The sequence below is a fragment of the Vannielia litorea genome, assembly GCF_018424695.1.
Taxonomy (GTDB): Bacteria; Pseudomonadota; Alphaproteobacteria; order Rhodobacterales; family Rhodobacteraceae; genus Vannielia; species Vannielia litorea_A.
In genome coordinates this window covers 68150-94242 of sequence record NZ_QTNQ01000004.1, presented here as the reverse complement: position 1 = coordinate 94242, position 26093 = coordinate 68150, and the positions used below count along the sequence as shown (strand labels likewise).

Sequence of the window (26093 nt, the reverse complement as noted above, 5' to 3'; positions counted from 1 at the left end):
CGCACAGGTTGAACCGACCTACTGATTTCATGCCGCCACGGCAATCTTTCCGGCGACAGGAATACCGCAGCGGTTGACCTCAGACAAATCTTGCATACAAGAATGCCAAGTTGAAGCGACATGTGATGGCAGGGAGGCAGCACGCGCAAGATGACCACCTCAATACAAGACCAGACCGGAAGCACCCCCCTTCCGCTCGCGGGGCTTCGAATCATCGACCTGACGCAGGTCATGGCCGGGCCTTTCTGCTGCATGATGCTGGGAGACATGGGCGCCGACGTCATCAAGATCGAACCACCCAAGGGGGACCAGACCCGCGCCTCGATGGGCTTTCGAATGAAGGGCACCGACAGCCCGGGCTTTCTGGCGCTGAACCGCAATAAGCGCTCAGTCACGCTCGACCTGAAGACAGATGGCGGCAAGAAGATGCTGCTCGAACTGGTCAAGACCGCCGATGTGGTGGTGGAGAATTATCGCCCCGGAGTGACCCAGCGTTTGGGAATTGACTATGACACACTCTCCGCCCTGAACCCCAAGCTGGTCTATGCCAGCATCTCCGGCTTCGGGCAGACCGGGCCTTGGTCTCAACGACCGGGCTTTGACCTGATCGCACAGGCCATGTCGGGTGTCATGAGCGCGATGGGGCATCCCGACACCGGCCCTGTGAAGTCTGGCGTGTCGGTTGGCGACCTGGGGGCTGGATTGTTCTGCCTTTATGGCATTCTCAGCGCTGTCATTGGCCGCGGCGTAACTGGCAAGGGGCAATATGTGGATGCTTCGCTGTTCGAGGCGGCCTTGTCGCTCTCGATCTGGGAGACCACCGAGTTCTGGGCGACGGGGCAATCCCCCAAGCCGCTGGGCACCGCCAACCGGATGAGCGCCCCCTACCAGGCGTTCACCGCGAGCGACGGCATGTTCGTGGTGGGCGCCGCCAACCAGAAGCTCTGGGACCTGTTCTGCGAAGTGATCGAACGGCCTGACATCCACGAAGACCCACGCTTCGTGACCAACAAGGACCGCGTGGCCAACCGCCATGCATTGGTTGATACGCTGGCCCCTGTCTTCATCGAACGGACGGCCACGGACTGGGTCGACGCTTTTCTCGAAAGAGGCGTGCCTGCCGGGCCCATCAACGATTTCGGCCAGGTCTTCGAAGCGGATCACACGAAGGCACGGGACATGATCATGAAGATCGAGCATCCGACCGAGGGTGAGATGAACGCGCTCGGCTTTCCGGTAAAGCTGCGCGGCACGCCGCAGCAGGTCCGCTATGCACCGCCGCTTCTGGGCCAGCACACCGACGAACTTGCGGACGAACTCGGGTTCGATGCCGCCAAGCTGCGCGCGGAAGGAGCCTTCGGATGAGTGCGGGCGAGGTCCGGCTGGAGCTGGATGGCCCGGTTGCCCGCATCTGGTTTGATCGGCCCGAGGCGATGAATGCCATGACATGGAAGATGTATGGCGAGTTCGAGGAGATCAGCCAGAAGCTGGCAGACACCGCAGGGTTGCGTGCGGTCGTGCTGCGGGGCGTCGGCGGGCGGGCCTTTGTGGCCGGGTCCGACATTGCGCAGTTTGCCGAGTTCGAGAGCGGTGAAGACGGCATTGCCTACGAACGCAAGATGGATCGCATCCTCGACACCTTCGCCGCTATCCCTGCCCCGACCCTTGCGGTGATCGACGGGCTGGCGATTGGGGGTGGGCTCAACATTGCAGGAGGCTGCGACCTGAGGATCGCAACAGCGGGCACTCGGTTTGGGGTGCCGATCGCCCGGACGCTGGGCAACTGCCTGTCGATCCGAAACTATGCCCGCATGTCGGGCGCATTGGGCGATGCCATCGCAAAGCGCATGTTGCTGCTGGCGGAGTTGCTGACCGCCGAGGAGCTTGCCGGCACCGGCTTTTTGGCGCGGATCGTGACGGAAGGTGAGATCGACGAGGCGGCAGAAAAGCTCGTGGCGAAGCTCTGCTCCGGCGCGCCGCTCTCGATGGCGGCCAGCAAGGCGGCGCTTGGCCGCCTGACGCAGGGAAGCCTGCCCGATATCGACGACCTCATCTCCTCTTGCTACGGCAGCAAGGATTTTCGGGAGGGCATCCGGGCCTTCGGCGAGAAGCGCAAACCTGACTGGACAGGCAGCTAGCTCTCGGCGGTTTCTTCTGCGTCGGGGCCGACTTCGCCCCGACGCAACCGGTCGAAGGCCTTGAGCACGTGGTCCTCAAGGACCGTGGCAAGGCGCGCACCATCCCGCGCCTCCAGCGCCTCCATGATGACCTCATGGTCGCGGATCGCATCTCCCCAGCGGTTGGTCTTGAGGTTCAACTCGTATCGCACGCGGTAGAGCCGCGCGTTCACCATGCGGTAATGTTCTTCGAGTACCGAATTGCCGGCGCTGCGCACCAGCGTGAGGTGAATTTTCTGGTTCAGATGGAAGTAGGTGATCCGGTCACTGCGCCAATAAGCGGCGATCATCTCGTGGTGAAGGGCCTGCAACTCGCGCAGCGTCGCATCCGTGATGTTTTCGCAGGCCAGGCGGCTGGCAAAAGCCTCAAGACCGCCCAGCAATTGGAGCAACTCGCGCACTTCGTCGTCGTCCAGCACTGCGACGGTGGCGCCGCGCCGGGGATTGAGCACGAGGAGCCCTTCATTGGCGAGAATCTTCAGCGCCTCACGAAGCGGGGTGCGGGAAACCTGTAGCTCCTCGGCCAGCGCACGTTCGCGCACCGGGCTTCCGGGCGCGAAGCGGTTGGTGATGATCATCTCCCGGAGCTTGGCCGCCACCACGGCGGCCTTGTGCTCCTCGGTGGCTGCCGGCTGCGCCGCGGTCACGGTGCCGGTTTCCGCGGCTTCACTCGTCCCGTTCTCTTCCATCCTGTTGCGGCACCCCCTGAGGCCTGCGCCCCCGCGCAGGGAGCCGACCGGCCAATCTTACGTTCTGGCGGTGCGAACTCTGACCCGACTCGCCACCGCACCGGCGACGCCCATTACAACCAGGGCGCAGATCACCGAAATTAGCGTAACGCTAATCGGGCTTGAAAGAAAAATCCACGGATCGCCGTTTGAGATATCGAACGAACGGCGGATGCTGCTTTCGAGCCTCGGGGTGAGCACGAATGCGAGCACAAGGGGTGCGATGGGGTATTCGGCCACCTTGAGGTAATAGGCGGCGATGCCAACGGTCAGCATGAGCCAGACATCGAACATGCTGCCGTTAACGCTATAGGCCCCGAACACGCAGACAGTGGCGATGACCGGGATCAGCACCGAGATCGGAATGCGCAGGATCTGCATCAGGAATGGGATGATCAGCATCGCGGCGATCACTGCCATGACTGTGCCGATATACATCGACGAGATCAGCCCCCAGACAAAATCCGGCCGGGTGGTAAAGAGCAGTGGGCCCGGTTGAAGGCCCCACATCATCAGGCCACCGAGAAGCACTGCCGACGTCCCCGAGCCCGGAATGCCGAGCGACAGGAGCGGCGCGAAGGAGCCGGCGGCGGCACCGTTGTTGCCCGCCTCCGAAGCCGCCACGCCCTCGACTACGCCCGTGCCCATCTGGTCGCCGTTGCGGCCAATCTTGCGCTGGAAGACGTAGGAGAGAAAGGCGCCGGTTGTGGCCCCTGCCCCCGGCAGGATTCCGACAAAGGTGCCAATCAGGCCCGAGCGCAGGCTGAGCGGCACGAGGCGCGCCACCTGCTTACGACCCGGGATCGACTCTCGCAGCGGGATTTGCTTGGGCCCCTCACCCTGCTTCGGACGATCTGTCATCATCTCAAGCAGCTGGCTGAAGCCGAACATGCCTATGACAAGTGGAATGAAGGACACCCCGTTGAGCAGGTGCATTGAGCCGCCCGTGAAGCGCGCGTGCCCGAAGGTAGAGCCGATACCCACGACCGCCAGCAGGATGCCCAGCATTGTTGCGATCAGCCCCTTGGCCACGTTGTCGCCCAGCATCCAGCCGATCGAGCAAAGGGCCAGCAGGATGAGTGCTGCGGTTTCGGGCGGGCCGAACATCAGCCCGATCTCGGCGAGCAGCGGCCCCATGAAAGAGAGCGCGATGATCCCCACCGTGCCACCGATGAAAGAGGCGAGATTGGCCGCGAAGAGCGCCTGCCCGCCCTCGCCGCGCTTGGCCATCGGGTAGCCATCGAGCGCGGTCATCACCGCCGGGGCGTCACCTGGGATGTTCAGCAGAATGGCACTGTAGGCGCCGCCGAACATGCACCCGTAGTAGAGCGCCGCCAGCAGGATGACTGCAGTGGTCGGGTCCATCCCGAAGGTGAGCGGCAGCAGGAGGGCGATACCGGTCACCGAGCCCAGCCCCGGAATGGCGCCTACGATGATGCCCAAGGCCGCCCCGATAAGAGCCGCACTCAGGTTTCCGAGGGACAGGGAGGTGGCGAAGCCGTTTTGTAGTGCAATCAGCGTGTCCATGTCGGGACCCTCAGAGGAGTTTGTCAAGAAGGCTCGGCGGGAATTGCACCCGCAGCCACATGTCGAAGATCAGCGTGGTCAGCACAGCCGTTACCGCGGCGACCAGCAGCGAGCGCAGCCATGGCGCGCCCTCGACCAGCTTCAGCCATCCCAGCACGAACAGCGCCATGGCGGGGATCATCCCTATGAGCGGGATGCAAAGGATTGCGGCGAGCATGGCGATGATCGGCACGTGGTTTCTGAGCTGGACCCGGCCCTTGATCTGGCCGGGGCGCATCAGCTCGAAGGCGGCAAGCAGCGTTGTACCCGCGCCGAATACGGCCGGGAAGAAACCGGCACCGGGGCCACGGTCCATCCAGAAGCCGTATTTGAACACGCCGAACCCGAAGAAGAGGGCCCCGAAGCAGAGGCAGGCGAGAGCCACGGCGGACACGAAGAGAGGCCGCGGTGCGCGCGGTTCGTCGGAAGTCGACACGATCTGTCTCCTGGAAAATGGTCAGCGCCCGTTGCAACGACGGGCGGTTTTTTGGCGGGCGGCAATGGTTGGCTTGCCGCCCGCCTCAGGGGTCAGTTGACGAAGCCCACGGCCTCGAGGAGGCGCTGATACTTCTCTGCCTCGCGGGCATAGAATTCTGCGCTGTCGGCAGCGCCGATGAAGCGCCCGATCAAGCCCTTGTCGGCAATGTATTCTTGCTGCCAGGTCTCGGTTTCATAGGCCTCTTTCAAGGCGTTCTCCCAATAGGCGACGGCTTCTGCAGGCATGTTGGGCGGGCCGACGTAGCCGCGGAACAGGCTGATGGCCACATCGGCATAGCCCATCTCGCCGAAGGTTTCGGTGGCTTCAAATGGCGCGGCGAGGCGCTCTTCGGAGAAGGCGCCGAGGGGATGCGCACGACCGGCCTCGACCTGCTGTCCGATTTCGCTGGGGTTGAAGATCGCTGCATCCACGTGACCGCCGAGAAGCGCCGACAGAACATCACCGCCGCCGTCGAAGGGCACGTATTGCAGCTCGGCATCGACGCTGTCGTTCAGCATGGTGAAAACGAGATGATCCTCGCTGCCGCGCGACACGCCGCCGATGGTGACGCTGTTGGGCTCCTTGGCGGCGTCCTCGACGAGCGCCGCGAAATTGGCGTAGTCATCTGCACTGCGGGTCACGAGCAGCAGCGTGTCGAGGGTTAGGGTGCCGAGTGGCGTGAGGTGCTCGAGCTTGACCGCCGCGTTGTTGGAGATCGAGCTCATCATCTGGCCGGACACATAGGTCTGGATTGTGTTTGGGTCGCCATCTTTGCTGAAGGTGTAGGTGTTACCCACTGCGCCGGAGCCGCCGGACTTGTTCAGTACGACGACGTTGGCATCCACGATGTCATGCTTCCGCCAGGCTTCGACAAGCAGGCGGGCGTTCACATCGCTCCCGCCACCGGCGCTGTAAGGCACCACGAATTCAACGGTGCCCTCAGGCTCCCACGCGTGCGCCTGAGTGCCCATCATCAGTGCGACGGATGCCGCGAAGAGCGTTTTGAAGTGTTTCAAGCTTTCCTCCCTTGCTTGAGACCGAACAGGGGCTCTGCCGGTTTTGCATACCATATTTTCGCATTAACGATCAGGTCAATCTAAATAAACTTAGTTTTTTCAGCAATGTACCTTTTGAACGCACATTATGGCATGCCAAAAAGACGTGACAAACTGACCTAGAGGAGCGCGCGCCGCGCGAGGTTGCGCATCAGGTGACTCGGCCCGAACGTCCAAGGTGGGCACTCGGTGGAAAGGTTCACTGTGTTGCGCAAGACGCCGAGCCTCTCCGACCGAATCTCGACAACATCTCCGAGCTTGTGAGTGAAACCCTGCCCCGGCGCGTCACGGTCCTCAGTTGGGGCAAAGAGTGTCCCCAAAAACAGCACCAAACCGTCGGGGTACTGGTGGTGAGGCCCCACCGTTTGGCGCACCAGATCGAGAGGGTCGCGGCTGATGAGGGTCATGTCGGAGCGGCCCTCAAGGACGAAGCCATCGGTTCCGGTCACCCGCAGACCCACTTCGGCCTTACGCACGTCTTCTATCCCGAAAGCGCCATCAAACAGCCGCAGCATCGGGCCGATTGCGCAGGAACCATTGTTATCCTTTGCCTTCGAAAGCAGAAGAGCCGAACGACCTTCCACGTCGCGCAGGTTCACGTCGTTGCCCAAGGTCGCGCCAATCACGCGCCCGGTCGAGGCGACGGCGAGAACCACCTCGGGCTCAGGGTTGTTCCAGCGTGACACCGGGTGCAGGCCGATCTCGGCCAGATGCCCGACCGAAGAGAGCACCTGGGCCTTGGAGAACACTTCGGCATCCGGCCCGATACCTACTTCGAGGTATTGGCTCCAGAGTCCCTCGGCGATCAGGGCTTCCTTGATCCGGGCCGCCTCGGCGGAGCCGGGCGCGATGTTGCGCAAGGAGTTTCCGATGGTCTCACCTACCCGGCGCCGGATGGCCTCGGCGCGGCTCGGGTCGCCTGCGGCCTTCTCTTCGATGACGCGCTCTACCATCGAGCCCGCGAAGGTGACGCCACAGGCTTTCACGGCCTGAAGGTCTATGGGTGCAAGGGGTCGCCAGGCTGAGCTTTCGGCAAAGATCTGATCCAGCGCCCCGATGTCAGTGCCAGATGCACCCCTGACATACTCCGCCGGGTCTTCCATTTCACAGATGTCGCGCACGGTGGGCGCGGCGCGAGAAGTGATATCGAGAACCCTGCCCTCACGAACAGTTACTACGGATGGGCCGGAAACCTCTGGGTTCCAGACACGGCCAAGCCAGCAGCCATCGCCTTCGAGTTCAAACGTCATGCGTGCTCTCCTTCATCATCTCGCCGCACCGGAAAGAGGCAGCCCGGGTTGAGCCGGCCTTCCGGATCGAGCAGCGCTTTTACCGTCTCGGCCAACCGCAGCACCTCGGGCGCGCGATCCGCGTAGAGCGCGGAAAGGCGCTCGCGTCCGATTCCGTGTTCGGCGCTAAGCGACCCGTCAAAACTGCGGACGATCTCGTACATGCGCGTTCGCGCCTGGCCGACAGCCGTGGTGAAAGCGGCCTGCCCTGTTCCCTCGGGAGGCAACACGTTGAAATGCACATTGCCGTCGCCCATGTGGCCGTAAGCCAGGGAGGTCCAGCCCGGTAGTTCGCGCTCCACAACCAGTTCCAGCGCCTTGACCAGCTGGGCCACGCGCGACAGCGGCACCGAGAAATCCGTTCGCATGTGGCGACCCTGCGCCGCCTGCGCCTCTACCATCGCCTCGCGGAGCAACCACAATTCCTGACGCTGGCTATCGCTTGTGGCAACCACGCCGTCCAGCACCCGGCCGTCACCCATTGCATCTTCCAGCAGGCCCATGAGGAGCGCATCAAGGTCGATCGGCCCGGACGCCGCGATCTCCAGCAAAACGTAATAGGCGTGCCGTGCTTCAAGAGGGTCGCGTAGGCTTTCGACGTGTTCGGTGGCCAGGTCGATGGCGGCACCGGGCATGAACTCGAAGGCAGAGAGCAAGTCAGAGCAATGTGCTCGCGCATCGGAGGCGAAGGCCACGATCTCGGGGAGGCCCTCGAAGGCGAGGAGCGCGGTCTGGCGTCGGGTGTTGCGCGGGGAGAGGCGCAGGCTGGCGGCTGTCACCACGCCGAGCGTGCCCTCGGTGCCGATGAAGAGCTGATGCAGCGCGAGGCCCCGGTTGTCTTTGGCGAGTGAAGAGAGCGTGTCAACAACCGTCCCATCGGCCAGCACCACCTCAAGGCCGAGCACGAGATTGCGGGTCATGCCGTAGCGCAGCACGTTCAACCCGCCCGCGTTGGCCGCGATTGCCCCACCGATCTGCGCCGTGCCTTGCGCCCCGAAGGCGAGCGGGAACAGGCGGCCCACCTCTTCGGCAGCACTGCGCGCTTCCTCAACGGTCAGGCCCGCCTCGACCTGCATGACCATGTCTGTCGGCTCGATGCTACGGATCGCTCGCATCCGACCGAGGTTCAGCAAGATATCGCGCCCGCCAGTCGCGCTGGTGCCCGCAACGAGGCCGGTGTTGCCGCCTTGGGGGACCACGGCCAGCCCGTGCGCCCTGGCGAAACGGATCACGGCGGAGACCTCGGCCGTTGATGCTGGGCGCACCACGCAGAGCGGGTCGGCAAGGTTGTCTCCCGACCAATCGCGTGTGTAGCTCGCCGTATCCGCCGGTTCGACCAGCACGTGGCGGTCGCCCACCAGCTCCGCCAATCCGGCCACGATTCCACGCTTATCCATAGGGCTCCTCCGCAGTTCACCGGAGGCGCTGATATCAGCTTTGCCCTATTTGTCCAACAATCATATTATCGGAAAACAGTATCCTGCCCGTGGGCGGGTCTGCTATCCCTCCCCAAACGCCCCGCCGGGCGGACCAAGAGCGCAGGACGTGGAAGAGTTGAGCACCAAGTTTGTCGTAGAACGCCCCACCGGGCTGCCGGACCGCATTGCAGACAAGCTCATGGAGCAGATCGCATCGGGCGCGCTGGCGGAGGGGCAGGTGTTGCCCACAGAGACTGAGCTTGCCCGGAGTTTCGGTGTCAGCCGGAATGTGGTGCGCGAGGCCATCGCAAGGCTCCGATATGAAGGCATCCTTGATAGCCGGCAGGGACGTGGCGCGGTGGTGTGCCCGCAAAACGAGCGCCTGACCTTTCGGATCGACGGCAGCGGGCTGGGCGACAGCGAAAACCTCGGTGACCTCTTCGAACTGCGTGGGGTGCTGGAAATCGAGATCGCCGGGATCGCCGCGATGCGCCGGACCGACGCCGACCTTGCAGAACTGCACTCGGCGCTCTCTGACCTCGCCGAAACACCGTTTTTCGATGAGGCCAAGCTTGAGGCCGATGCACGCTTTCACCGGGCCCTAGCGAGTGCGACCGGCAACACCTACCTGATGGGACTTTCCACCTACATATCCTTCCGGCTGAAAGGAACGACGCGCGACACTGCGGCGGTTTACACCTCCGACGATTTGGCCAAGCGCACGCTCGACGAACATCGCAGCATTCTCGGCCATGTCGAAGCACAGGACCGATCCGGCGCGCGGGATGCCATGCGGCAACACATTCGCAGTGCCGCTGAACGCCTTGGCGTTACCCTGCGAGATGGTGGGCTTGGGCAGTAGCCGGACCAGAACCAGGTTTGGCACAGACAGCGGTAGCGAGGCCAAGAGTGCCTGGGGAAAAACGCATTTGCACCGCCGGAACCTTTCCCAGTGCATCAGGGCGCTGCCCACTAGATAAACGTCAGTTACAACAGGCCGCCGACCCAATCGAGGAATACGGCGAGGCGGCGTAGGCCAGCGGTTGGGGTGAGATAGAGGGCGGTGATGTCGAGAGGTTCGGCCTCCAGATCCTCGGGGAACAGTTCGACGAGACGCCCCTTTGCGAGGTCTTCGGCGACCATGAAGTCCGAAAAGCGGGCGATCCCGAGGCCGCCCAGCACCAGGCGCCGAGCCGCCTCGCCATTGCCTGCGACAACCGAGGTCGGGATGGGCAGTGGCCCGGTGACCCCCTTGAACCGCAAGCTGTTGATGTGGTCGGGCGCCGCAAAGCGCACTTGCTCTAGCTTAGTCAGATCCTGCGGGGACGACGGCCAGCCGGTGCGATCAAGATACTCCGGCGCTGCCACCAGTTTCCACGGGGTGCGGCCCAGCTTGCGATGCAGCATGTCACTGTCTGGAAGCGGGCCGAAGCGGATCGCAACATCGGCATGGGATCCGATCAGATCCACGAGGCTGTCGGTCATGTCGAGCGTCAGCTGCACCTCGGGATAGGCCGCGTGAAACTCAGAGAGCCGCGGGGCGATGGCATGCAGCACGAAGGGCACCGGCGCGTTGACCCGCAGTGGCCCGCGCGGGCGACGACTGCTGGCGGCAAGGTCGCTCAGCGCCTCGGTGCGGGCGAGGATTCCGCGCGCCGCATCCAGAAGATCGCGCCCCTCGGGGGTCAGTTCGATCGACCGGGTGGTGCGGCGCAGCAGGGTCAGACCAAGCAGGTCCTCCAGCCGCGTCACAGTGCGGCTGAGGGTCGACGGGGCCATGCCGAGGCGCCGCCCCGCTTCGGCAAAGCCGCCATCCTCCACCACGGCCACGAAGGCGGCGAGATCGCGGGTTTGGGGTAATTCGTGCGTGCGGCGCAAAAGTCCATTCCGAAACTGCTTATTCACGCAAAAGCTAAGACCTGCCATCTGCGCTGTCGACCCCAAACGCCCAACCGCAGGAGACCGGGCCATGCCACTTGCTTTGTGGGCGCTGACCATCAGCGCCTTTGCCGTCGGAACCACCGAATTCGTGATCGTCGGCCTCATCCCCACCATCGCCACCGACCTTGGTGTTTCGTTGCCAAGTGCAGGGCTGCTTGTCAGCCTCTATGCGCTTGGCGTGACCATCGGCGCGCCAGTGTTGACCGCGCTTGCCGGACGGATGCCACGCAAAACGCTGCTGCTGGCGCTTCTGACGCTATTCGTTGCCGGCAACGCCTTTGCGGCTTTTGCGCCGGGCTACGGCAGCCTGATCGCCGCACGCTTTGCTACGGGCCTCGCCCATGGCGTCTTTTTTGCCATCGCATCGACCATCGCGACCGATCTGGTTGACCGCGAGAAGGAGAACTCGGCCATTGCCACGGTTTTCCTTGGCCTCACGGTCGCGCTTGTGACCGGCGTGCCCCTGGGCACATGGATCGGACAGACCTTTGGCTGGCAGTCGACCTTCCTCGGCGTGGTGGCCCTTGGGCTCATCGGCCTTGTCGCCAGCGCGTTGCTGGTGCCCGGAAATCTCAGCCGCCCTGCACCAGCCAGCCTAAGCGCCCAGGCCCGGGTGCTGACCTCGCCACGGCTTCTGCTAGTCTACTTGATCACGGCGGTGGGCTACGGCGGCAACTTCATTGCCTTCACCTACCTGGCCCCGATGCTGACGGATGTGACCGGCCTGTCTGCCGGATCGGTCAGCCTTGTCATCCTGCTATACGGAGCCTCCGTGGCGGCGGGCAACATTCTGGGCGGCAAGCTGGCCGACCGGACCGGGCCCATCCCGGCTCTGACGCTGATCTTCGCGGGCCTTGCAGTGCTACTGGCGGTGCTCGGGCTGGCGATAAGTTCTCCTCTCTGGGCGATTGCGGTGGTCGCGCTTTGGGGTGGCTTCGCCTTTGCCAACGTGCCGCCATTGCAGGCTTACACGGTCGCTACGGCACGTCAGGTTGCGCCTGAAGCGGTTGCGGTGGCCTCGGGGCTGAACATCGGTGCCTTCAACCTTGGCATCGCGCTCGGCTCGTGGGGCGGCGGCCATGTGGTTGAGGAAATGGGCCTTGCCGCCACGCCTTTCGTGGGGGCCGCCGTTGTTGCCTTCGGCATCCTGCTGACCCGTCTGGCAGCTCGCCTCGACGCGCCGAAAACCGACCCTGTTCCGGCAGAGTAATCGCCAACACCGGGGGCCAAGGCTCCCGGACACAACCTCAAGGAAACGCATACCATGACCATCCGAAACATCGGCCCCGCCGGCATTCCGAACCTCGGCCTTGGCACCTTCCGCATGGAGCCGGGCGAGGCGCGCGACATCGTTGCCGCAGCATTGTCCGAGGGCTATCGCCACATCGACACCGCGCAGGCCTATGGCAATGAAGCCGAGGTCGGCGAAGGCATCCACGCCTCGGGCGTGCCGCGCGATCAGATCTTTCTCACCACCAAGATCCTGCCACGGGATTTTGCCGCCGCCGATTTTCGCAAGGCGACAGAAGCCTCGCTGACCGCGCTTGGGCTCGACCATATCGACCTGATGCTGCTTCATTGGCCGTCGAAAGAGGTGCCGCTTTCCGAGACCCTGCCGGTGCTGGACGCGCTGATCGCCGAAGGCAAGGTGCGGTTTGGCGGCGTGTCGAACTTCACCATTGCTCAGGTGGAGGACGCGCGCAGCATCCTGCACGCACCGATCGCCGCGAACCAGGTGGAGTTGCACCCCTTCATCGACCAGTCGAAGCTGCTGCCCTACCTCGAGGCGCAGGGCATCCCGGTCGAGGCCTATGCGCCGCTGGCGCAGGGGGGCGTGATGACCGAGCCTGTGTTGCAGGAGATCGCCGAAGCCCACGACACCACACCCGCCGCCATTGCGGTGGCCTGGGTGCTGCACAAGCCGAACGGGATCGCAATACCGAAGACCGCGAAGGCGGACCGACTTGCTGGCAACCTCGCGGCGGCGGAGATCACACTGACCGCGGAAGAGATCGGTCGGATCGATGGCCTGTCGCGGCGCGATGGTCGCATCGTTTCGCCCGAGGGCCTTGCCCCCGAATGGGACTGAACCCGGCGGGGGTGCCTTGGTGCGCCCCCGCCATTCGCCTCAGTCAGGTTGTAAAACAACGAGACAGCGGCTTTCGCCATCACCGCAAACCTCTCAACCTTCAGACCCACATAACATCGCCCTTAAAGAAGTCATCGTACGCGAGGGCTTGGGTGATCGAGTCGACTTGATCATCATGGCGCCCTGCGGGGAAAGCCACTCTGCAGAGGTCGGAAATAGCACCCTGCGGGACTGGAACTTAGCGGTCACAATGTGGGCCCGGTGCACTTTCGAGGTCTTGGGCCTGATTCCGACCGCATCGATGCCCACAGCCTTCAAATCGTCGATGAGATCTGTTCCGATGCCAGCATCTTCTACCAGTACGACCCATGCGTCATACCGCTCGTGACACTCGATCATTGACTTCAATAGGGATGGGTACGTCAGCTTTTGCCGGACGACATCCAGGAGGTAGTAAAGGCCTTCTTGGTGGAGCCACGTCGTTCCGACCGACCAATCGTTTTCGGGGCCGCTCTTGAAGGCTGTATCCCAACTCAGGAAGATGGTGCCGTCATCCGTGATCAACGGAGGCACGGTGTAGTAACTCAGGGTCTCACGTTTGAATATGTTACCGCCGGGCGGCACCGGGCGCTGTTGGTATTGCGCTTCGAAGGCCTCTGCCCCGATGGTCTGCTTCATGCCATCGAGCACAACTTGATCCTCACGCGCGGGATGTAGGAGATCTCCTGAACTCCTATGATGGGTCCGCCCTCGTCCCAGCTCGATGAGCTGGTCCTCGTAGGCAATCGCAGGCAGATCAAGGATCTCCCAGCTGTCGTCAAACTCGGTGACGTGCCCGACGAGATCGTCGACATGTAGCCGCTGCGTCACGATAACGATTGCGCCCGTCTTCTTATCGTTGAGGCGCGAAATCAGAGTGGAGCTGTACCATTCGTTAACCTTGGTGCGGCTTGTTTCCGACTTCGCCTCCTCGGGCTTGAGGGGGTCATCGATAATGATGATGTCGCCGCCCGGCCCGTGAGCACCCCGCCCGCTAATGTGGCAAACCGGCTCCCGCGAGCACTCAGACGGACCTCCTGCTCGGTATCCTTTCTCGGGTCGATGCGGGACCGAGGGAACAGCTACCTGTACCAAGTTGAAGAAATGACCGACCGGTAGTCGTTATGCAGGGTGGCGGCTAGGCCCTGGGCGTATGACACCGCGATGATCTTCTTGGACGGGTCATGCCCATGAATGAAGGCCGGGAAGGCCACGGAGGCTGCGTGGGACTTGGCGGACCGCGGAGGCAAGGTGATGATCAGGCGCCTGATCCTGCCGCAACGAACCTGTTCGAGCTTCCAGGCGATGGCCTCGATGTGCCAGTTCGGCATAAACCGGGTACCGGGATGAAGAGCATTGAAGCATTTCGCGATGAACCACTTGAAGTATGATCTCAGAACCTCCGACAGTACCAGCTTCTGGTTCTGGCTGAGCCAATCCGCCTGCTCGCTGGATAGTTTTCCGTAGATGGTCATGACTGCTCGCGCTCACCATCCCTGGCATTCTCTGAAGCGGGCTCTACAAACTCGTCGCTCGTCCCTTCGCGATCTTCGCCTTCGTCGCTCTCAGGTAGAGCCGCATTGGCTCCCGGCCCGGCAAGTTCTTCCATGATCTGCCTGAACAGTGCCTGATCGTCACCCGACAGGGTGGCCAGATCCATGTCGTCGCCTTCCGCAGCCTCAGGCGTGTTCAGCAGGTTGAAGACGAAGGATGCCGCCTTCAGATCCCCCTTGGCGGCCTTGTTGGCAATCGTGCGCAACATGACCTCAAGCAGTGAGAGACGTCTTTCGGTGCCCCCCTCCGTTATCGTGGTTTTCCGCGCTAACGCAGCGCGCAACTGGGCCTGCGCCGACTTGGGCTTTCGCTTTCGACCGCTCGGATTCCCACTTTGACCTGGTTTGGAGTGGCTGGATTTCGGTGGCTGGCCATAGCCGCCCTCGTAGCTGCACTCCGATCCTTTTTCGTTCTGGCCATCGCTATTGGTCAGGCGTTCATCTGTTCACCCGAGATGACGATTGAGACCCACGGCGAGCAGCTCCGCGCCCGCTTCGACCCCCTGTGCGACATGATCTTTGCGCCGGAGTTTCAGGCCGCGCCAACGCTTGCGACCACGGGATAACCAGCGCCGGGGCCCGGGTGGCCGCAGCATGCAGCCCTACACGCAAAGCGGCCGCTATGGGCCGTTGGTGTTAGCGAAAGTGAACCACGAAGCAGGTCTCAGAGGCGGTGTCTGCCAGTTCCAACCTGCCGCCGTGGGCTTTCAGGATGCTGTCGGCGATGGCGAGGCCCATGCCCGTGCCTCCCTCCGTGCGGCGGGTGGTGAAGAACGGCTCGAGGATGCGTGCCCGGTTGCCCTTGGGAATTCCGCTGCCGTTGTCTGTGATACGCAGGGTGACAATCGTGTCACTCTCCGCCGCTTCGATGCGCAGCTCCGAGGCGCCATGGGCTGCCGCATTGTCGCGAAGTTCGGTCAGTACCAGCGCCAGCCCTTCGGCGGACATGGGCAGCAGGATCGTTTCACCGGTCAGGCGCAGGCGCAGCGCGTCGCAGGTCAACCGCTCCTCAAGTGCTGCGAGGCTCGTCTCTCCGAGGTGGTTGGCCTCGCGCGCCCGCGCCATCTTTCGCAGCGCGTCGAGGTGCTCCTGGATCTCGCGCGCTGCGCCGCTGATCTGGTCGACGAGCCGACGATCTTCCGAGCCCGGGGCCGTGCCGTCTTCCAGCATCTCGGCGGCGGCGGCAATTGCGGCGGTGGGGCTCTTGAGCTGGTGGGTGACGTGGTCCGAGTAGCTGCGGATCGTGGCCTCCCGGAGGGTCAGCGTATCGGCCATGTCGATAACCGCGCCAGCGAGTTGCTGGAGCTCGCTGGTGCCGTAATGCTGCGGGGGCGTGGCGGGCGCGGCGGGGGCCGCACGCACCGAGCGGGCGTAGGTGGAGAGGCTGCGGATGGGGCGCAGGAGCAGGCGGACAAGCAGCGCGCCGAGCACGCCCGTGAGCAGGCAGATGGTGAGAGCGAGGAAGATTGCGGCATTCCGAAAGCCGATCTCGGGGCCGAGGTAGCGCAGGGCGACGAGGCCGGAGAGGGAAAGCGTGAGCGTCACCGCCAACGCCCCGCCAAGGACGAACTGCAGGGAGGGGCGCCACTTGCGCATCATTCGTCTGCTCTTCCCATGCGGATGCCCACGCCATGCACGGTTTCTACGGCCTCGGGGCAGCCCGCCTGTGCCAGCTTCTGGCGGATGTTGCGCAGGTGGCTGTCGAGCGTGCGGTCGGACACCTGGGAGCCGGCACCCCATGTGGCCTCGATCAACTGGCGCCGGGAGAGCACCACCTCGGGCGCACGCATGAGCGCGGCGAGGATGGGAAACTCGGTGGCCGTGAGCGCAACCTCGGCCCCTGCGGCGGAGCAGAGGTGGGCGGCCGGGTCGAGCATGATCGGGCCATGTTCCAGGCGCGCGTTCGGTCGTGCGCCGCCGCTGCGTTTCAGGATCGCGCGAATGCGCACCGTCAGTTCGCGCGGGCTGAAGGGCTTGGTGACATAGTCGTCGGCCCCAAGCTCGAAGCCGAGCACCCTGTCCACCTCCTCGTCATGGGCCGTGAGAAAGAGGATCGGCACGTCGGAGCGGGCGCGGATGCGACGACAGACCTCGAAGCCATCCATCTCGGGCAGTCCGACGTCCAGCACCACGAGGGCAGGGTTTTCGCGGGCGGCGTGGGTGAGCGCCATTTGACCGTCGGCGGCGGTCACCACGGTGTAACCGCCGCGCGTGAGAGCCAGACTCACGATCTCGCGCAGGCGCGGATCGTCATCCACGAGGAGTATCTTCATTGCCCAGGTCCTTCGGCGCTTGGGCCTCCATTGTGCGGAGCGCGCGCCAGCGGCGAAAGCCCCAATCCCGCCAGCCCTCGATCTCAGCTGGTCCGTTGAAGCAGCCCTGCAACTGGCTTGGCCCTGCGCGCCGGGAGTGCGGCGACGCCATCACCGTTGGATCGACCACATCGGGCAAGGTGCAGAGGTAGCGCCAGTCGATACGCACCCGGTCGCCCTTAAGGTTCTGTGCGGCAACGATGTGGCCGAAGTTCACGAAACAGGAGAGGTAGAGCACGGCAAGGCCAAGGGCCGCACTGCGCAACAGCAGCCAGCTGTTGGGCCGCTCCCGCCAAATTTGCCAGGCGGTCAGAGAGAGGCCGGCGGCGACGAGGGCGACCCAGATCATCGCGTAGAGCCGCAGGTAGGTGAGGCCGAAGGCTTCAACGTAGAGTTCGAGCCGAAGGACGGAGGAGAGGCAGAGCGCCACGTTCTGGCCGAGCCATAGCAGCACCAGCGGGGTGAGCCAGCGGTGCTCGCCGAGGAATGGGCGCGCGGCCAGCGCGAAGGCCCCGGCAAGCAGCGCCGTGGCCAGAAGCGGGTAGGCACCGCGGTGGGCGTATTCGGCGTAGGTCATGCCTTCGGGCAGCGCCGCGCCGCCCCAGAGCAGGGTCGCGTCAAAGACCGTTTGGACGCCGAGGAGGAGGTTGAAGACCACAAGGGCACGCAGCACGGAGCCGGCGTTGAGCCCGCTGCGCAGCTTCGGGAGTCGCGGCAGGTCGGCCTCGGGAATCGGCAGGCTGTCGGCCCGGGTCACCAGCGGCCAGAGAACCAGGGCGATGCCCAGCCAGAAGAGGCCGCGCAGGGTCAGGCGCGCCCAGTCGACCCGCAGGTCGAGCGCGCGTGCAACCGCTTCCTCGATGACCGGGTTGGCCCCGGTGATGAGCGCCCCGAGGATCAACGCCCCGCCCAGCGGGAAGGCCCAGATCCGGGCCCAGGCCTTGAGGCGGCCAAAGCCGAGCGCCTCCTGCGGCAGCGATGCGGCCCTCATGAGGGCACCGAAGGCATCTGAAGGTCCTTGCAAGGGAATCGCCGCAAACATCACCCCCGCCCGCCGAAGATGACGCAGGCCGGGCATCTGGCCGGGGATGTGCAGCCATGCCATGCCCAGAAGGAGGCTGGCCAGGAGGAAGAGGACAGAAAGGAGCTGGAGGTATTCCACCACCGGAAGCGCCCCCAGCACGACGAGCACAGCCGGGCGCCAGATGGCTCTGGCGGGCGCGAAAGCTGCCGAAACCGCGAAGACCGCAATTGAGAAGAGCGCGAGCGACAGACCGGGCGCATGGCCCCAGAGCAGGACGTCCGACAGGGCTACCAGCCACAGCAATAGCCACACGACCGGCGCCCCGCGCCGCAGCGCCGAGGGCTCCGGCGCACCCCGCGGTTCCTGCGGGCTGGCACCTTCGCCATCCAGCCACCATGCATCCATTTCCAGGCTTCGCGGCAGACCGCGGATTACCAGTTCACTGTCCATCATGCTCTCCAGGTTTGTCGATTGCCTGGAGCGTCGGTCATGAGGGGTGCAGCCGTGGCGCAGGTGTTGTGCAGGTTTTGTGCAGGTCGGGCTTGGCCAGTCGGCAGGCTCTGCCCTAGTCGTTCAGCACTGCCATGTTGTCGGCCTCCCAGCCAATCCACACCGGCTCGTTGCCGACGGCCTGGCCGGTCTCGGCATCCACGTAGGCCTTGAGCATCGCGTCGCCCTTGTCGCCCACCGCGATCTGCATCGCCATGCGCGAGCCGAGGAAGGTCTTGCCCACCACGCGCCCTTGCACGGCGTTGCCGGTCTCGGGGCGCGTGTCATGGAAGCCCAGCTTTTCCAGCCGGACCGATGCGGTGACCGGTGTGCCTGCGTCCGGCAGGGTGGCCGGGGCCTTGCCGGTGATGGTCGTGCCTTCCCAATCCATCACCACCTTATCGCCCTCGACGCCGCGCACCCGGCCCGAAAGAAAGTTCGTTTCTCCGATGAACTCCGCCACGAAGCGGCTGGCGGGCCGGAAGTAGAGCTCTTCCGGCGTGCCGTCCTGCTCCACCCGACCGGCATTCATCACCACGATCCGGTCGGACATGGTGAGCGCTTCTTCCTGGTCGTGAGTGACGAAGAAGAAGGTCTTGTGGGTGCGCCGCTGGATCGACTTCAGCTCCTGCTGCACCTGCCCGCGCAGCTTTGCGTCGAGCGCGCCCAGCGGTTCATCGAGCAGCAGAAGTGCCGGGTCAGGCGCCAGCGCCCGGGCCAGCGCGACCCGCTGCCGCTGACCGCCCGACAGCTGCACCGGGTAGCGGCCGGCATAGGCATCGAGCTCCAGGAAAGACATGATCTCGTCGGAGCGACGCTTGATGTCGGCCTTGCCCATGCCCTTCAGCTCCAGCCCGAAGGAGATGTTTTGCGCCACGGTCATATGCGGGAAGAGGGCGTAATCCTGGAACACCATGTTCACGTTGCGCCGCTCGGGCGGCTGGTTTGTCACGTCTTCGCCGTCGAGGATCACCCGGCCCTTGGTCGGGCGCTCGAAGCCGCCGAGGATGCGCAGTGTCGTGGACTTGCCGCAGCCCGAGGGGCCGAGGAAGGTCACGAACTCGCCCTGGGCGATATCCAACGTCAGGTTATCCAGCGCGACAGTCGCGCCGAAATGCTTAGACAGCCCCTCGATGCGGGCAAGCGGTGTCTGATCGGTCATGGCTCAGCTATCCTTGTTCATGCGGCGGGTGAAGCGCTCGGCCCAGATGCCGATGGCGGCGGTCAGGACCAGCGCGACGGTGGCGATGGCGTTGATTTCCGGGCTCATGCCGGAGCGGAGCTTGGCGAAGATCAGCACCGGCAGGGTCGGATCGTAGCCGCCGAGGAAGAACGAGCGGACGAAGTCGTCGAACGACAGCAGCAGGCAGAAGATCGAGGCCCCGAGGATGGCGGGCACGAGGTAGGGAAGGGTGATCCGGATGAAGGAGATGAGCGGGTCGGCGCCAAGGTCGCGGGCCGCCTCGATCTGGCTCTTCGGCAGGGTCGACAGCCGCGCCATGACCACCAGCACCACGAAAGGCACGTTATGCACCGCGTGGGCCCAGATGATCGCGCCCATGCCGGGCTCGATCCCGAGGTAGCGGGCATAAATGCGGAAGGCGATGGCCGAGATGATCCCCGGCACCAGCGCCGGCAACACCGTCAGCCCGAACATGGCCATCCGCCCGAAAAACTTGCGCCCCTCCAGCAGCACCGCGATCCAGGTGCCGACGAAGACCGAGATCAGCGTCGACAGCACCGCGATAGCGACAGAGTAGCCGAACGTCGATATGACCTCCGCGTCGGCAAAGACCCCAGTGTACCATTCCAGCGTCCAGGAGCGGATCGGGAAGCCGATGAAGTTGGAGTCCTTGAAGCCCATGATCACCATCAGGATCAGCGGCACGAAGACGTAGAGCACGAAGGCCCAGTAGATGCAGCTCAGGAAGATCCGGTTGCCGCGGAACAGCTCGGGGCGGTCGTTCATGCGTTCTCTCCCTTGCGCAGCATGCGCATCAGCCTCTGGAAGGTGGCGGTGATGAGCAGCGCGGCCATGAACATGATCGTGGCAAAGGCCGCACCCGTCGGCCATTCATCGCCCGCCACGTGGAAGAAGCCGGCGATGGTTTCGGCAAAGACGGTGGTCGAAGGCCCGCCCAGGAGCACCGGGGTGGCGTAGAACCCGGTGGAGATCAGGAAGACCAGCGTGCACCCCGAGGAGATCCCCTCGATCGTCAACGGTAGCGACACCCGGCGGAACCGGGTCCATGCGCCTGCGCCGAGGTCGGCGGCAGCCTCGTTCATGCTTTTCGGCAGCTTCTCCAGCGCCGAGTAGAGCGGCAGCAACATGTAGAGCGCGGTGAGGTAGACGATGCCCACGCCCATCGAGAAGCTGGTGTACATGAACGGGATCGGCCGGTCGATCAGGCCGATGGTCTTCAGCAGAAGGTTCACCGCACCGGTGTTGCCCAGCAGGATCATGATCGCATAGGTCCGCACGATCTCGCCCACCCAGAAGGGGATGAGCAGCAGAAGCAGAAAGAGCATCTGGTTCTTGCGGCTGACGTGGCGGGCCAGGAAGTAGGCCACCGGGTAGGTGATGATGAGCGTGCAGAAGGTGAAGACACCGGCAAAGATCAGAGTCCGGAAGAACGGCATCCAGAAGATGCTGTCGCCGAAGAAGCGGGCGTAGTTATCGAGCGTGAAACTTTGCTCCACACCGGGGGCAACCGGGTAGGCATCGGTCAGCGAGACCCGCAGCATCTGCAACATCGGACCGAGGTGCTGGGTCAGCACCCAGAGGATCGGGAAGGCGGCCAGGAGCAGGAACTGGCGGCGCGGCGAAGCCGTCGCCAGCCGCATCAGCGCATGATACGGCCCCCAGCCGGCCAGGCGGCCCCAGAAGGTCCGGTCGGCGCTTGTCTGCGCCGCGGCTGGTCCGTCCTGCCGTGCAGGTGCTTCATAGGTCATCGGGTGATCTTTCGCGCGTGTCAGCGCCCCTGCCCCGCGCGGGGCGGGACAGGGGCAGGGTTGTGGGAATGGCTCAGGCGGCCTTGATCGCCTCAACGGCCGGATCGACGAGGCCGTACTTCATGTCATTGGCCTCCGCCCGGAAGAACTGCAGGTTGGCGAGCTGCTCCTCGGGGAAGGAGGTCGACTTGCGCTCCAGCTCCGTCAGGTGCTGGTCGGCCCCCTTGTAGGTCGAGATGAAGCCCGAGGCCTTGGTCATCGCGGCGCCGATCTCCGGCGAGGCGAGCAGCGCGTCGAGGAAGGTGTAGGCGTTGTCCGCATTCGGCGCATTGTTTGCGATGTTGAAGGTGTAGACGAAGCCGTAGGAACCCTCCTGCGGGATCGTCATGCCCAGCGGGAAGCCGTCGTTGATCAGCGCCGCGGCAGGGCCGTTCCAGGAGTGGCCCAGCACGATGTCCTGGTTGACCATCATCTGCTGGAACTCGGCGCCGCCGTCGTAGTACTTGCGCACCAGCGGCTTGTGCTCGATCAGGAAGGTCTTGGCCTCTTCGACGATCTCGGCAGCCTTCTCCGGGTCGTCCATGTATTCGACCATGTTGCCGTCATAGCCCTTCATCAGCATGACGATGCTCATCATGTCCTGGATGATGTAGGCGGTCTGGCCGCTGTATTTTTCGCTGAACAGCGTGTCCCAGGTCATCGCCTCTTCCGCGCTCACGATGTCGGAGTTGTACGAAAGCACTTCCATCCCCGAGAGGATCGGCGCGCCCCACTTGCTGCCGTTGATCGTGGCCCAGTCGCTTTCCGAGAAGGTGGGGTTGATGTTTCCCCAGTTGGAAAGACGGTCGGTGTCGAGCGGCGCCAGCAGCTCGCTGTCGATGAACTGCAAAAAGCGGTGGCCCGCCACGGTCATGATGTCCACGGTCGGGTTTGGCTGCTCGGCAGCCAGCAGGTTGAACTGCTTGCCCTGGTCGTCAACGAGGCGGACGTTGACCTTGATGCCGGTCTCGGCCTCGAATTGCTCGCGGAAGGCGTCGGGCACAAAGTCGTTGTAGGTCCAGATGTTCACCTCGCCGCTGCCCTGCGCCATGGCGCGGCGCAGGTAGGCGGGTGAGGCCAGCGCCGCGCCGGTGGCGGCGGCGGTGCCGAGGAAACGGCGGCGGTTGTAGATCAGTTTCGACATGTCTTCTCTCCTTGTTGGTCCAGTGGCCTGCTTCTTCTTGGTTATGGTCTCATTGTCTTGGCGTCAGGCGCGGGCGGGCGCGCGCAGCAGCCCGGTTTTCGCGGCCCGCTTGAGGTCGTCGAGGCTGAAACGGTCCAGCTCCAGCGCCTTCAGGATCTCGTTTTCGGCCTCGAAATCCCGGCCATACATGGCCGAGAAGATCCGGATGCCGGCCTCGTGAAGCTCAGCGGGATGGCCTGTCAGCCGGCCCAGCGCGGCGGTCAGCACCAGCCCATAGGGCACATCTTCGGTCACATAGCGGCTGTCGGCGGTGGCCGGGCCGGTGCCACCGTTGCCCTGGGCGTGCATCTCCTGGTTCATTTCCGAGATCGAAGCCACCGGCACGTGAAACGACAGGTGGAAATGCTCGAAGATCGTCTTGACCTCCAGCCCCAGCGCCTTGGCGATGGCCAGCCTTTCGAGGTCCAGTTCCTCCAGCAGTCGGCCCACCTTGGGGGTCACGTTCTGCCCCTGGCTCCAGGTTTCGCCGCGCTCCATCCGGGTGATGTTGCCCAGCGCGATGCCCATGTGGTTCTGCGGGTTGAGGTTGGACAGCGAGATTGCCAGCAGCCCGTCACGCGGCTGGAAGCGGTCGCCGAAGAGCTCCTGGCACAGCGCCAACGCCTCCTCCGAGGAGTCTTCCGGCACGGTGCAGAGATCGACCTTGCTGCGCACCGTGTTCACCTTCACCTCGGTGCCCGACTGCCGCCGCCCGGTGCAGATCGTCGTGCCCCAAGCGGTAATTGGCACGCTCACACCGCGCTCGGCCAGAAGCTGCATCAAGTAGACCGCGCCCAGCGAGGCGTGGGACGAGACAATCACCTGATGGCGCGGCTCGATGTGCGGGGCCAGCGCGTCCAGCACCGTCTTGTGGCCGTAGCCCGGCAGGGCGATCATCAGCACGTCATTCTCGCGCGCCAAGGTCGCCGCGCTGTCGGCAATTCGGGGCGTCAGGGTCGTTTCCAGCGCGCCGGTCGCCACAAGGGCCGCGCCTCCGGCAAGCTCCGCCGTGCCCGCGCCCGAGGGCGACCACAGCATCGGGTCATGACCCGCCTCGTGCAGCAGCGCCGCCGTTCCGAACGCGATCGAGCCCGCGCCTGCCAGTCCTACCCTCTTGCTCACATCAACCCTTTCGTCGGTTGCAATATTTCAATCCACTCTACGACATTTCAACGGAAACTCGTTCGCCATACAGGACCCCGAGGATCACGCCCCGGAGTCGTCAATCCGCACCGGGTCTCCCAGCACGTGCATCAGCCGGTTGGCCCAGCCGAAGAGCGAGGCCGAAAGGATCAGATCCAGCACCTCGGCCTCGTCGAGCCCGGCCTCCTTGAGCGCTGCCACATGCTCCGGCCCGGCCTGCGATGGGCACTCCGACAGCGCAACCGCGAAATCGAAGATCGCCCGGTCACGCTTGCCCAGCTCGGCCTTCGCGCCATCGCGAAACAGCTTGTCGGTCACCTCGGTCGACTTCTCAAGCTGCGCATGGCGCATGGCATGAACAGCGGCGCAATAGATGCAGTGGTTGACCATCGAGGCCCCCAGCGCGCCCAATTCCCGCTCCGCCCGGCTCATCCCGCCCTTGTCGTACATGATGGCATTGAACAGCGGCGAGCGCACCTTCAGGCTTTCGACATCATGCGCCAGCGTCAGCACATAGTCCGAAACCTTGGTGTTGGAGGGCGTTACCTTGAGCGCGTCGAGCTGCGCCTCGGTGGCCTCCTGAAGGTCCACCGGTTTCACGCGCGGCTGCCAGTGCGGCACGTTGCGGGTGAACTTGCGGATCACATTGTTCATGCGAAGGCCCCCTTCATCAGGCGCAGCCCGGCGATCACCCGGATCTGGTAGGCGAGAAAGGCGTTCAGCTCGCAGAGGCGGACGATGTCGGCATCCGCCACGCCACCCGCACGAAGGCCCGATATGTCCTCGGCGGCGATGTTGCGGGTGTCGGCTGCGACCTTGTCCATGAAGGCCACAACCTCGGCCAGCCCCTGCCCCGTGCCATCCGTATCCGGGTCGGCGAGCGGGGCGAACTCTTCGGCACCTTCGGCGTAGCGCGTGGCCAGATCGGCCTCGCCGTTCAGCACCGCGATCCGGGCCGCGAGCGCCGCGCGCAGGGCGTGTGACCACGGGCCGGCATCCTTCGGGCGCAGAACCGCCTCCTCGGCCTCCTGGGTCATCTCGAAGATGTTAGCGCGCGCCTTCACAGCCGGGTTGTCCGCGCCGATACCGGCGCTGTTCAATGAGGTGGTCTCCAGAGCCATCAGGCCACTTTCCCCTCTCTTTCCTGCTTTTCCTCGGCCCCCAGCTCGCTGGGCTCCCATTCGCTGCCGTCGAGCTCGGGCTTGGCGTATTCCACCATCGCCTGCCAATGCGTCTCCACATCCTCGGCATAAAGCGTCGCCGCCATCTCGCGCGCCATCCAGGCGGCCCCCTCCGAAATGCCCGGAATGTCGCCGCTCACCTTGCCCAGGCTCGCCGAAGCGCCGTAGTTGAAACAGTAGACATTGGCGAGCCAGGGCGCTTGCCCCGGCACCTTCTCGCGAAAGGTGAAATCCGCGTTGAGGTAGGGAAAGCGGCCCAGATCGCGCGAGGGCTCTTCGGCGGGCGGTGCATAGACGTCCTGCCACAGCAGGATGTCGCCCGCGGCCTCGCCAAACTCGGTGCGCGACAGCGGGTCGATGGTGAAGCCGGTGCCGAGGATCACGAAATCCGCTTCGTAGGAAGAGCCGTCGGCAAAGCCCACCTGCACCGCGCCGTCACGCTCCACGGTCGAGTCCACGGCCTTGCCGAAATGGAAGTGCGCATTGGGATGGCGGCTCACCCGCAGGGTCGAGCCATGCGGAGGCGGCGTCTGGGTGGCGAAGGAATACTGCATGAACCGCCAGCGCCATTCGTCCGGCAGGCTGGCGTATCCGGCGGTGAAGCCGAAGCTGCCGATCCCCATCATCTTGTTGATCGTCGGCATCTCCTTGCGGCGGATCAGGTGGCGCACCTCGGCGGCCCCGTGCTCAAGCGCCTCTGCCGCGTTGTCCACAGCCGAGGCGCCCACGCCGACGACCGCCACGCGCTTGCCCTTCAGCGCGGCAAAGTCGATCTCGTCGGCACTATGCGCCCAATACCTGCGGTCCAGCGTCTCGACGAAACCGGGGATGTTCGGCTGCCCGGTGCCGTCGCGCCCGGTGGCGAAGACAAGCTTGCGGGTGAGGATCGAGGCCTCTTGCGCGCCGGACAGATGCAGCCGCAGCAGATCTCCCTCAGGCTCCACCCGGTCGACAGAGACGCCGTTCTCCACCGGGATCTCCAACACCCTGCGGTACCATTGCAGGTAGTCCATCCACATCGGGCGCGGGATACGATACAGCGCCTCCCACTGCGCGGTGCCGAACTGCGCGCGATACCAGGCCTGGAAGCTCAGCGCCCCGTGGCCAAAGGCCGGGCCGGTCAGCTCCTTGGGCGAGCGCAGGGTTTCCATGCGGGCATAGGTGAGCCAGGGGCCCTCCAGCCCCTCGGGCGCGCGGTCGAGCATGCGGATATTGTGGATACCGCCGGTCTTCAGCGCCATCCAGGCCACCATGCCACACATGCCACCGCCGATGATCACCACGTCGCTCACACCCTCGCGCGGCGGCACCCAGTCCTTGCCCGGCCAGCACAGAAACGCCAGATCCTCGCGCAGACGTGCCTCCAGCGCGGGCAGACCCTGGCCGTCGATCGGGGAGGCGGAATCATGTGTCATGTCGTCTTTCCTGTACGTCTGG

At 64.3% G+C, this 26093-nt stretch carries 26 protein-coding genes; 5 read left to right on the top strand and 21 right to left on the bottom strand.

The window, feature by feature from the left end:
- The first annotated feature begins 150 nt into the window (after positions 1–150).
- Together DYI42_RS02935 and DYI42_RS02930 are read left to right on the top strand one after the other, a co-directional pair.
- Complete coding sequence (locus DYI42_RS02935; protein ID WP_213544423.1) at positions 151–1365, top strand: CaiB/BaiF CoA transferase family protein; 1215 nt, start codon at positions 151–153, stop codon at positions 1363–1365.
- On the top strand, positions 1362–2138 hold the full coding sequence (locus DYI42_RS02930; protein ID WP_213544422.1) for an enoyl-CoA hydratase: 777 nt from the start codon (positions 1362–1364) through the stop codon (positions 2136–2138). The genes DYI42_RS02935 and DYI42_RS02930 overlap by 4 nt, the downstream gene beginning before the upstream one ends.
- On the opposite strand, the gene DYI42_RS02925 is transcribed toward DYI42_RS02930, so the two are convergent.
- The 6 genes from DYI42_RS02925 to DYI42_RS02900 form a co-directional block, all read right to left on the bottom strand.
- Positions 2135–2866 (bottom strand): GntR family transcriptional regulator, encoded by a 732-nt coding sequence (locus tag DYI42_RS02925; protein WP_213544421.1) that lies wholly within the window; start codon positions 2864–2866, stop codon positions 2135–2137. The two genes, DYI42_RS02930 and DYI42_RS02925, sit on opposite strands and share 4 nt — an antisense overlap.
- A gap of 57 nt (positions 2867–2923) precedes the next feature.
- Positions 2924–4432 (bottom strand): tripartite tricarboxylate transporter permease, encoded by a 1509-nt coding sequence (locus tag DYI42_RS02920; RefSeq protein WP_213544420.1) that lies wholly within the window; start codon positions 4430–4432, stop codon positions 2924–2926.
- Between the two features lie 10 nt (positions 4433–4442).
- On the bottom strand, positions 4443–4907 hold the full coding sequence (locus DYI42_RS02915; protein ID WP_213544419.1) for a tripartite tricarboxylate transporter TctB family protein: 465 nt from the start codon (positions 4905–4907) through the stop codon (positions 4443–4445).
- Between the two features lie 92 nt (positions 4908–4999).
- Positions 5000–5965, bottom strand: coding sequence for a Bug family tripartite tricarboxylate transporter substrate binding protein (locus DYI42_RS02910; RefSeq protein ID WP_213544418.1), 966 nt, complete (start codon positions 5963–5965; stop codon positions 5000–5002).
- A gap of 158 nt (positions 5966–6123) precedes the next feature.
- Positions 6124–7254, bottom strand: a complete 1131-nt coding sequence (locus tag DYI42_RS02905; RefSeq protein ID WP_213544417.1) for a fumarylacetoacetate hydrolase family protein — start codon at positions 7252–7254, stop codon at positions 6124–6126.
- Positions 7251–8690: an FAD-binding oxidoreductase gene (locus tag DYI42_RS02900; RefSeq protein WP_213544416.1), complete on the bottom strand. Its 1440-nt coding sequence runs from the start codon at positions 8688–8690 to the stop codon at positions 7251–7253. The genes DYI42_RS02905 and DYI42_RS02900 overlap by 4 nt, the downstream gene beginning before the upstream one ends.
- Positions 8691–8838: 148 nt before the next feature.
- Between DYI42_RS02900 and DYI42_RS02895 the strand changes: the two genes are divergently transcribed.
- Entirely contained in the window at positions 8839–9573 is a 735-nt protein-coding gene (locus DYI42_RS02895; RefSeq protein WP_213544415.1) for a FadR/GntR family transcriptional regulator, read from the top strand.
- Between the two features lie 125 nt (positions 9574–9698).
- On the opposite strand, the gene DYI42_RS02890 is transcribed toward DYI42_RS02895, so the two are convergent.
- Entirely contained in the window at positions 9699–10589 is an 891-nt protein-coding gene (locus tag DYI42_RS02890) for a LysR family transcriptional regulator (protein WP_244867449.1), read from the bottom strand.
- Positions 10590–10680: 91 nt separating this feature from the next.
- Here DYI42_RS02890 and DYI42_RS02885 point away from each other — a divergent pair, with 91 nt between their 5' ends.
- Both DYI42_RS02885 and DYI42_RS02880 read left to right on the top strand, forming a co-directional pair.
- Positions 10681–11862, top strand: coding sequence for an MFS transporter (locus DYI42_RS02885; RefSeq protein ID WP_213544413.1), 1182 nt, complete (start codon positions 10681–10683; stop codon positions 11860–11862).
- A 54-nt stretch (positions 11863–11916) separates the two neighbouring features.
- The gene (locus DYI42_RS02880) at positions 11917–12741 is read left to right on the top strand and encodes an aldo/keto reductase (RefSeq protein ID WP_213544412.1); all 825 of its coding nucleotides are present in this window, start codon (positions 11917–11919) and stop codon (positions 12739–12741) included.
- A gap of 93 nt (positions 12742–12834) precedes the next feature.
- Here DYI42_RS02880 and DYI42_RS02875 read toward each other — a convergent pair whose 3' ends face one another.
- The 14 genes from DYI42_RS02875 to DYI42_RS02810 form a co-directional block, all read right to left on the bottom strand.
- Complete coding sequence (locus DYI42_RS02875) at positions 12835–13875, bottom strand: phage terminase large subunit family protein (RefSeq protein ID WP_213544411.1); 1041 nt, start codon at positions 13873–13875, stop codon at positions 12835–12837.
- On the bottom strand, positions 13863–14255 hold the full coding sequence (locus DYI42_RS02870) for a hypothetical protein (RefSeq protein ID WP_213544410.1): 393 nt from the start codon (positions 14253–14255) through the stop codon (positions 13863–13865). Before DYI42_RS02870 ends, DYI42_RS02875 begins: the two co-directional genes overlap by 13 nt.
- Positions 14252–14767, bottom strand: coding sequence for a DUF5681 domain-containing protein (locus DYI42_RS24140; protein WP_244867461.1), 516 nt, complete (start codon positions 14765–14767; stop codon positions 14252–14254). Before DYI42_RS24140 ends, DYI42_RS02870 begins: the two co-directional genes overlap by 4 nt.
- 202 nt (positions 14768–14969) lie before the next feature.
- Positions 14970–15932 carry a sensor histidine kinase gene (locus tag DYI42_RS02860; protein ID WP_213544408.1) on the bottom strand — a complete coding sequence of 321 codons (963 nt, stop codon included), beginning with the start codon at positions 15930–15932 and terminating at the stop codon, positions 14970–14972.
- Positions 15929–16606: a response regulator transcription factor gene (locus DYI42_RS02855; protein WP_213544407.1), complete on the bottom strand. Its 678-nt coding sequence runs from the start codon at positions 16604–16606 to the stop codon at positions 15929–15931. Before DYI42_RS02855 ends, DYI42_RS02860 begins: the two co-directional genes overlap by 4 nt.
- Positions 16584–18119, bottom strand: coding sequence for a DUF4153 domain-containing protein (locus DYI42_RS02850; protein WP_213544406.1), 1536 nt, complete (start codon positions 18117–18119; stop codon positions 16584–16586). The genes DYI42_RS02855 and DYI42_RS02850 overlap by 23 nt, the downstream gene beginning before the upstream one ends.
- 115 nt (positions 18120–18234) lie before the next feature.
- Positions 18235–19320 (bottom strand): ABC transporter ATP-binding protein, encoded by a 1086-nt coding sequence (locus DYI42_RS02845; RefSeq protein WP_213544405.1) that lies wholly within the window; start codon positions 19318–19320, stop codon positions 18235–18237.
- Positions 19321–19323: 3 nt separating this feature from the next.
- Complete coding sequence (locus tag DYI42_RS02840) at positions 19324–20109, bottom strand: ABC transporter permease (RefSeq protein ID WP_213544449.1); 786 nt, start codon at positions 20107–20109, stop codon at positions 19324–19326.
- Between the two features lie 14 nt (positions 20110–20123).
- Positions 20124–21110: an ABC transporter permease gene (locus tag DYI42_RS02835; RefSeq protein WP_213544404.1), complete on the bottom strand. Its 987-nt coding sequence runs from the start codon at positions 21108–21110 to the stop codon at positions 20124–20126.
- Between the two features lie 73 nt (positions 21111–21183).
- Complete coding sequence (locus DYI42_RS02830) at positions 21184–22293, bottom strand: ABC transporter substrate-binding protein (RefSeq protein WP_213544403.1); 1110 nt, start codon at positions 22291–22293, stop codon at positions 21184–21186.
- A 63-nt stretch (positions 22294–22356) separates the two neighbouring features.
- On the bottom strand, positions 22357–23454 hold the full coding sequence (locus DYI42_RS02825; RefSeq protein WP_213544402.1) for an NAD/NADP octopine/nopaline dehydrogenase family protein: 1098 nt from the start codon (positions 23452–23454) through the stop codon (positions 22357–22359).
- Between the two features lie 84 nt (positions 23455–23538).
- Positions 23539–24129 (bottom strand): peroxidase-related enzyme, encoded by a 591-nt coding sequence (locus tag DYI42_RS02820; protein WP_213544401.1) that lies wholly within the window; start codon positions 24127–24129, stop codon positions 23539–23541.
- Complete coding sequence (locus DYI42_RS02815) at positions 24126–24539, bottom strand: hypothetical protein (RefSeq protein ID WP_342344596.1); 414 nt, start codon at positions 24537–24539, stop codon at positions 24126–24128. The genes DYI42_RS02820 and DYI42_RS02815 overlap by 4 nt, the downstream gene beginning before the upstream one ends.
- Positions 24540–24595: 56 nt before the next feature.
- Positions 24596–26071, bottom strand: a complete 1476-nt coding sequence (locus DYI42_RS02810; RefSeq protein WP_213544400.1) for an NAD(P)-binding domain-containing protein — start codon at positions 26069–26071, stop codon at positions 24596–24598.
- Positions 26072–26093 lie beyond the last annotated feature (22 nt).

Excerpts from the sequence above, each read along its gene's own strand:
- DYI42_RS02900 (WP_213544416.1), bottom strand. The coding sequence starts at position 8,690 with ATGGATAAGCGTGGAATCGTGGCCGGATTGGCGGAGCTGGTGGGCGAC.
- DYI42_RS02870 (WP_213544410.1), bottom strand. The coding sequence starts at position 14,255 with ATGACCATCTACGGAAAACTATCCAGCGAGCAGGCGGATTGGCTCAGC.
- DYI42_RS02905 (WP_213544417.1), bottom strand. The coding sequence starts at position 7,254 with ATGACGTTTGAACTCGAAGGCGATGGCTGCTGGCTTGGCCGTGTCTGG.
- DYI42_RS02860 (WP_213544408.1), bottom strand. The coding sequence starts at position 15,932 with ATGATGCGCAAGTGGCGCCCCTCCCTGCAGTTCGTCCTTGGCGGGGCG.
- DYI42_RS02850 (WP_213544406.1), bottom strand. The coding sequence starts at position 18,119 with ATGGACAGTGAACTGGTAATCCGCGGTCTGCCGCGAAGCCTGGAAATG.
- DYI42_RS02855 (WP_213544407.1), bottom strand. The coding sequence starts at position 16,606 with ATGAAGATACTCCTCGTGGATGACGATCCGCGCCTGCGCGAGATCGTG.
- DYI42_RS02810 (WP_213544400.1), bottom strand. The coding sequence starts at position 26,071 with ATGACACATGATTCCGCCTCCCCGATCGACGGCCAGGGTCTGCCCGCG.
- DYI42_RS02880 (WP_213544412.1), top strand. The coding sequence starts at position 11,917 with ATGACCATCCGAAACATCGGCCCCGCCGGCATTCCGAACCTCGGCCTT.
- DYI42_RS02925 (WP_213544421.1), bottom strand. The coding sequence starts at position 2,866 with ATGGAAGAGAACGGGACGAGTGAAGCCGCGGAAACCGGCACCGTGACC.
- DYI42_RS02835 (WP_213544404.1), bottom strand. The coding sequence starts at position 21,110 with ATGACCTATGAAGCACCTGCACGGCAGGACGGACCAGCCGCGGCGCAG.
- DYI42_RS02845 (WP_213544405.1), bottom strand. The coding sequence starts at position 19,320 with ATGACCGATCAGACACCGCTTGCCCGCATCGAGGGGCTGTCTAAGCAT.
- DYI42_RS02920 (WP_213544420.1), bottom strand. The coding sequence starts at position 4,432 with ATGGACACGCTGATTGCACTACAAAACGGCTTCGCCACCTCCCTGTCC.
- DYI42_RS02820 (WP_213544401.1), bottom strand. The coding sequence starts at position 24,129 with ATGAACAATGTGATCCGCAAGTTCACCCGCAACGTGCCGCACTGGCAG.
- DYI42_RS02935 (WP_213544423.1), top strand. The coding sequence starts at position 151 with ATGACCACCTCAATACAAGACCAGACCGGAAGCACCCCCCTTCCGCTC.
- DYI42_RS02930 (WP_213544422.1), top strand. The coding sequence starts at position 1,362 with ATGAGTGCGGGCGAGGTCCGGCTGGAGCTGGATGGCCCGGTTGCCCGC.
- DYI42_RS02830 (WP_213544403.1), bottom strand. The coding sequence starts at position 22,293 with ATGTCGAAACTGATCTACAACCGCCGCCGTTTCCTCGGCACCGCCGCC.
- DYI42_RS02885 (WP_213544413.1), top strand. The coding sequence starts at position 10,681 with ATGCCACTTGCTTTGTGGGCGCTGACCATCAGCGCCTTTGCCGTCGGA.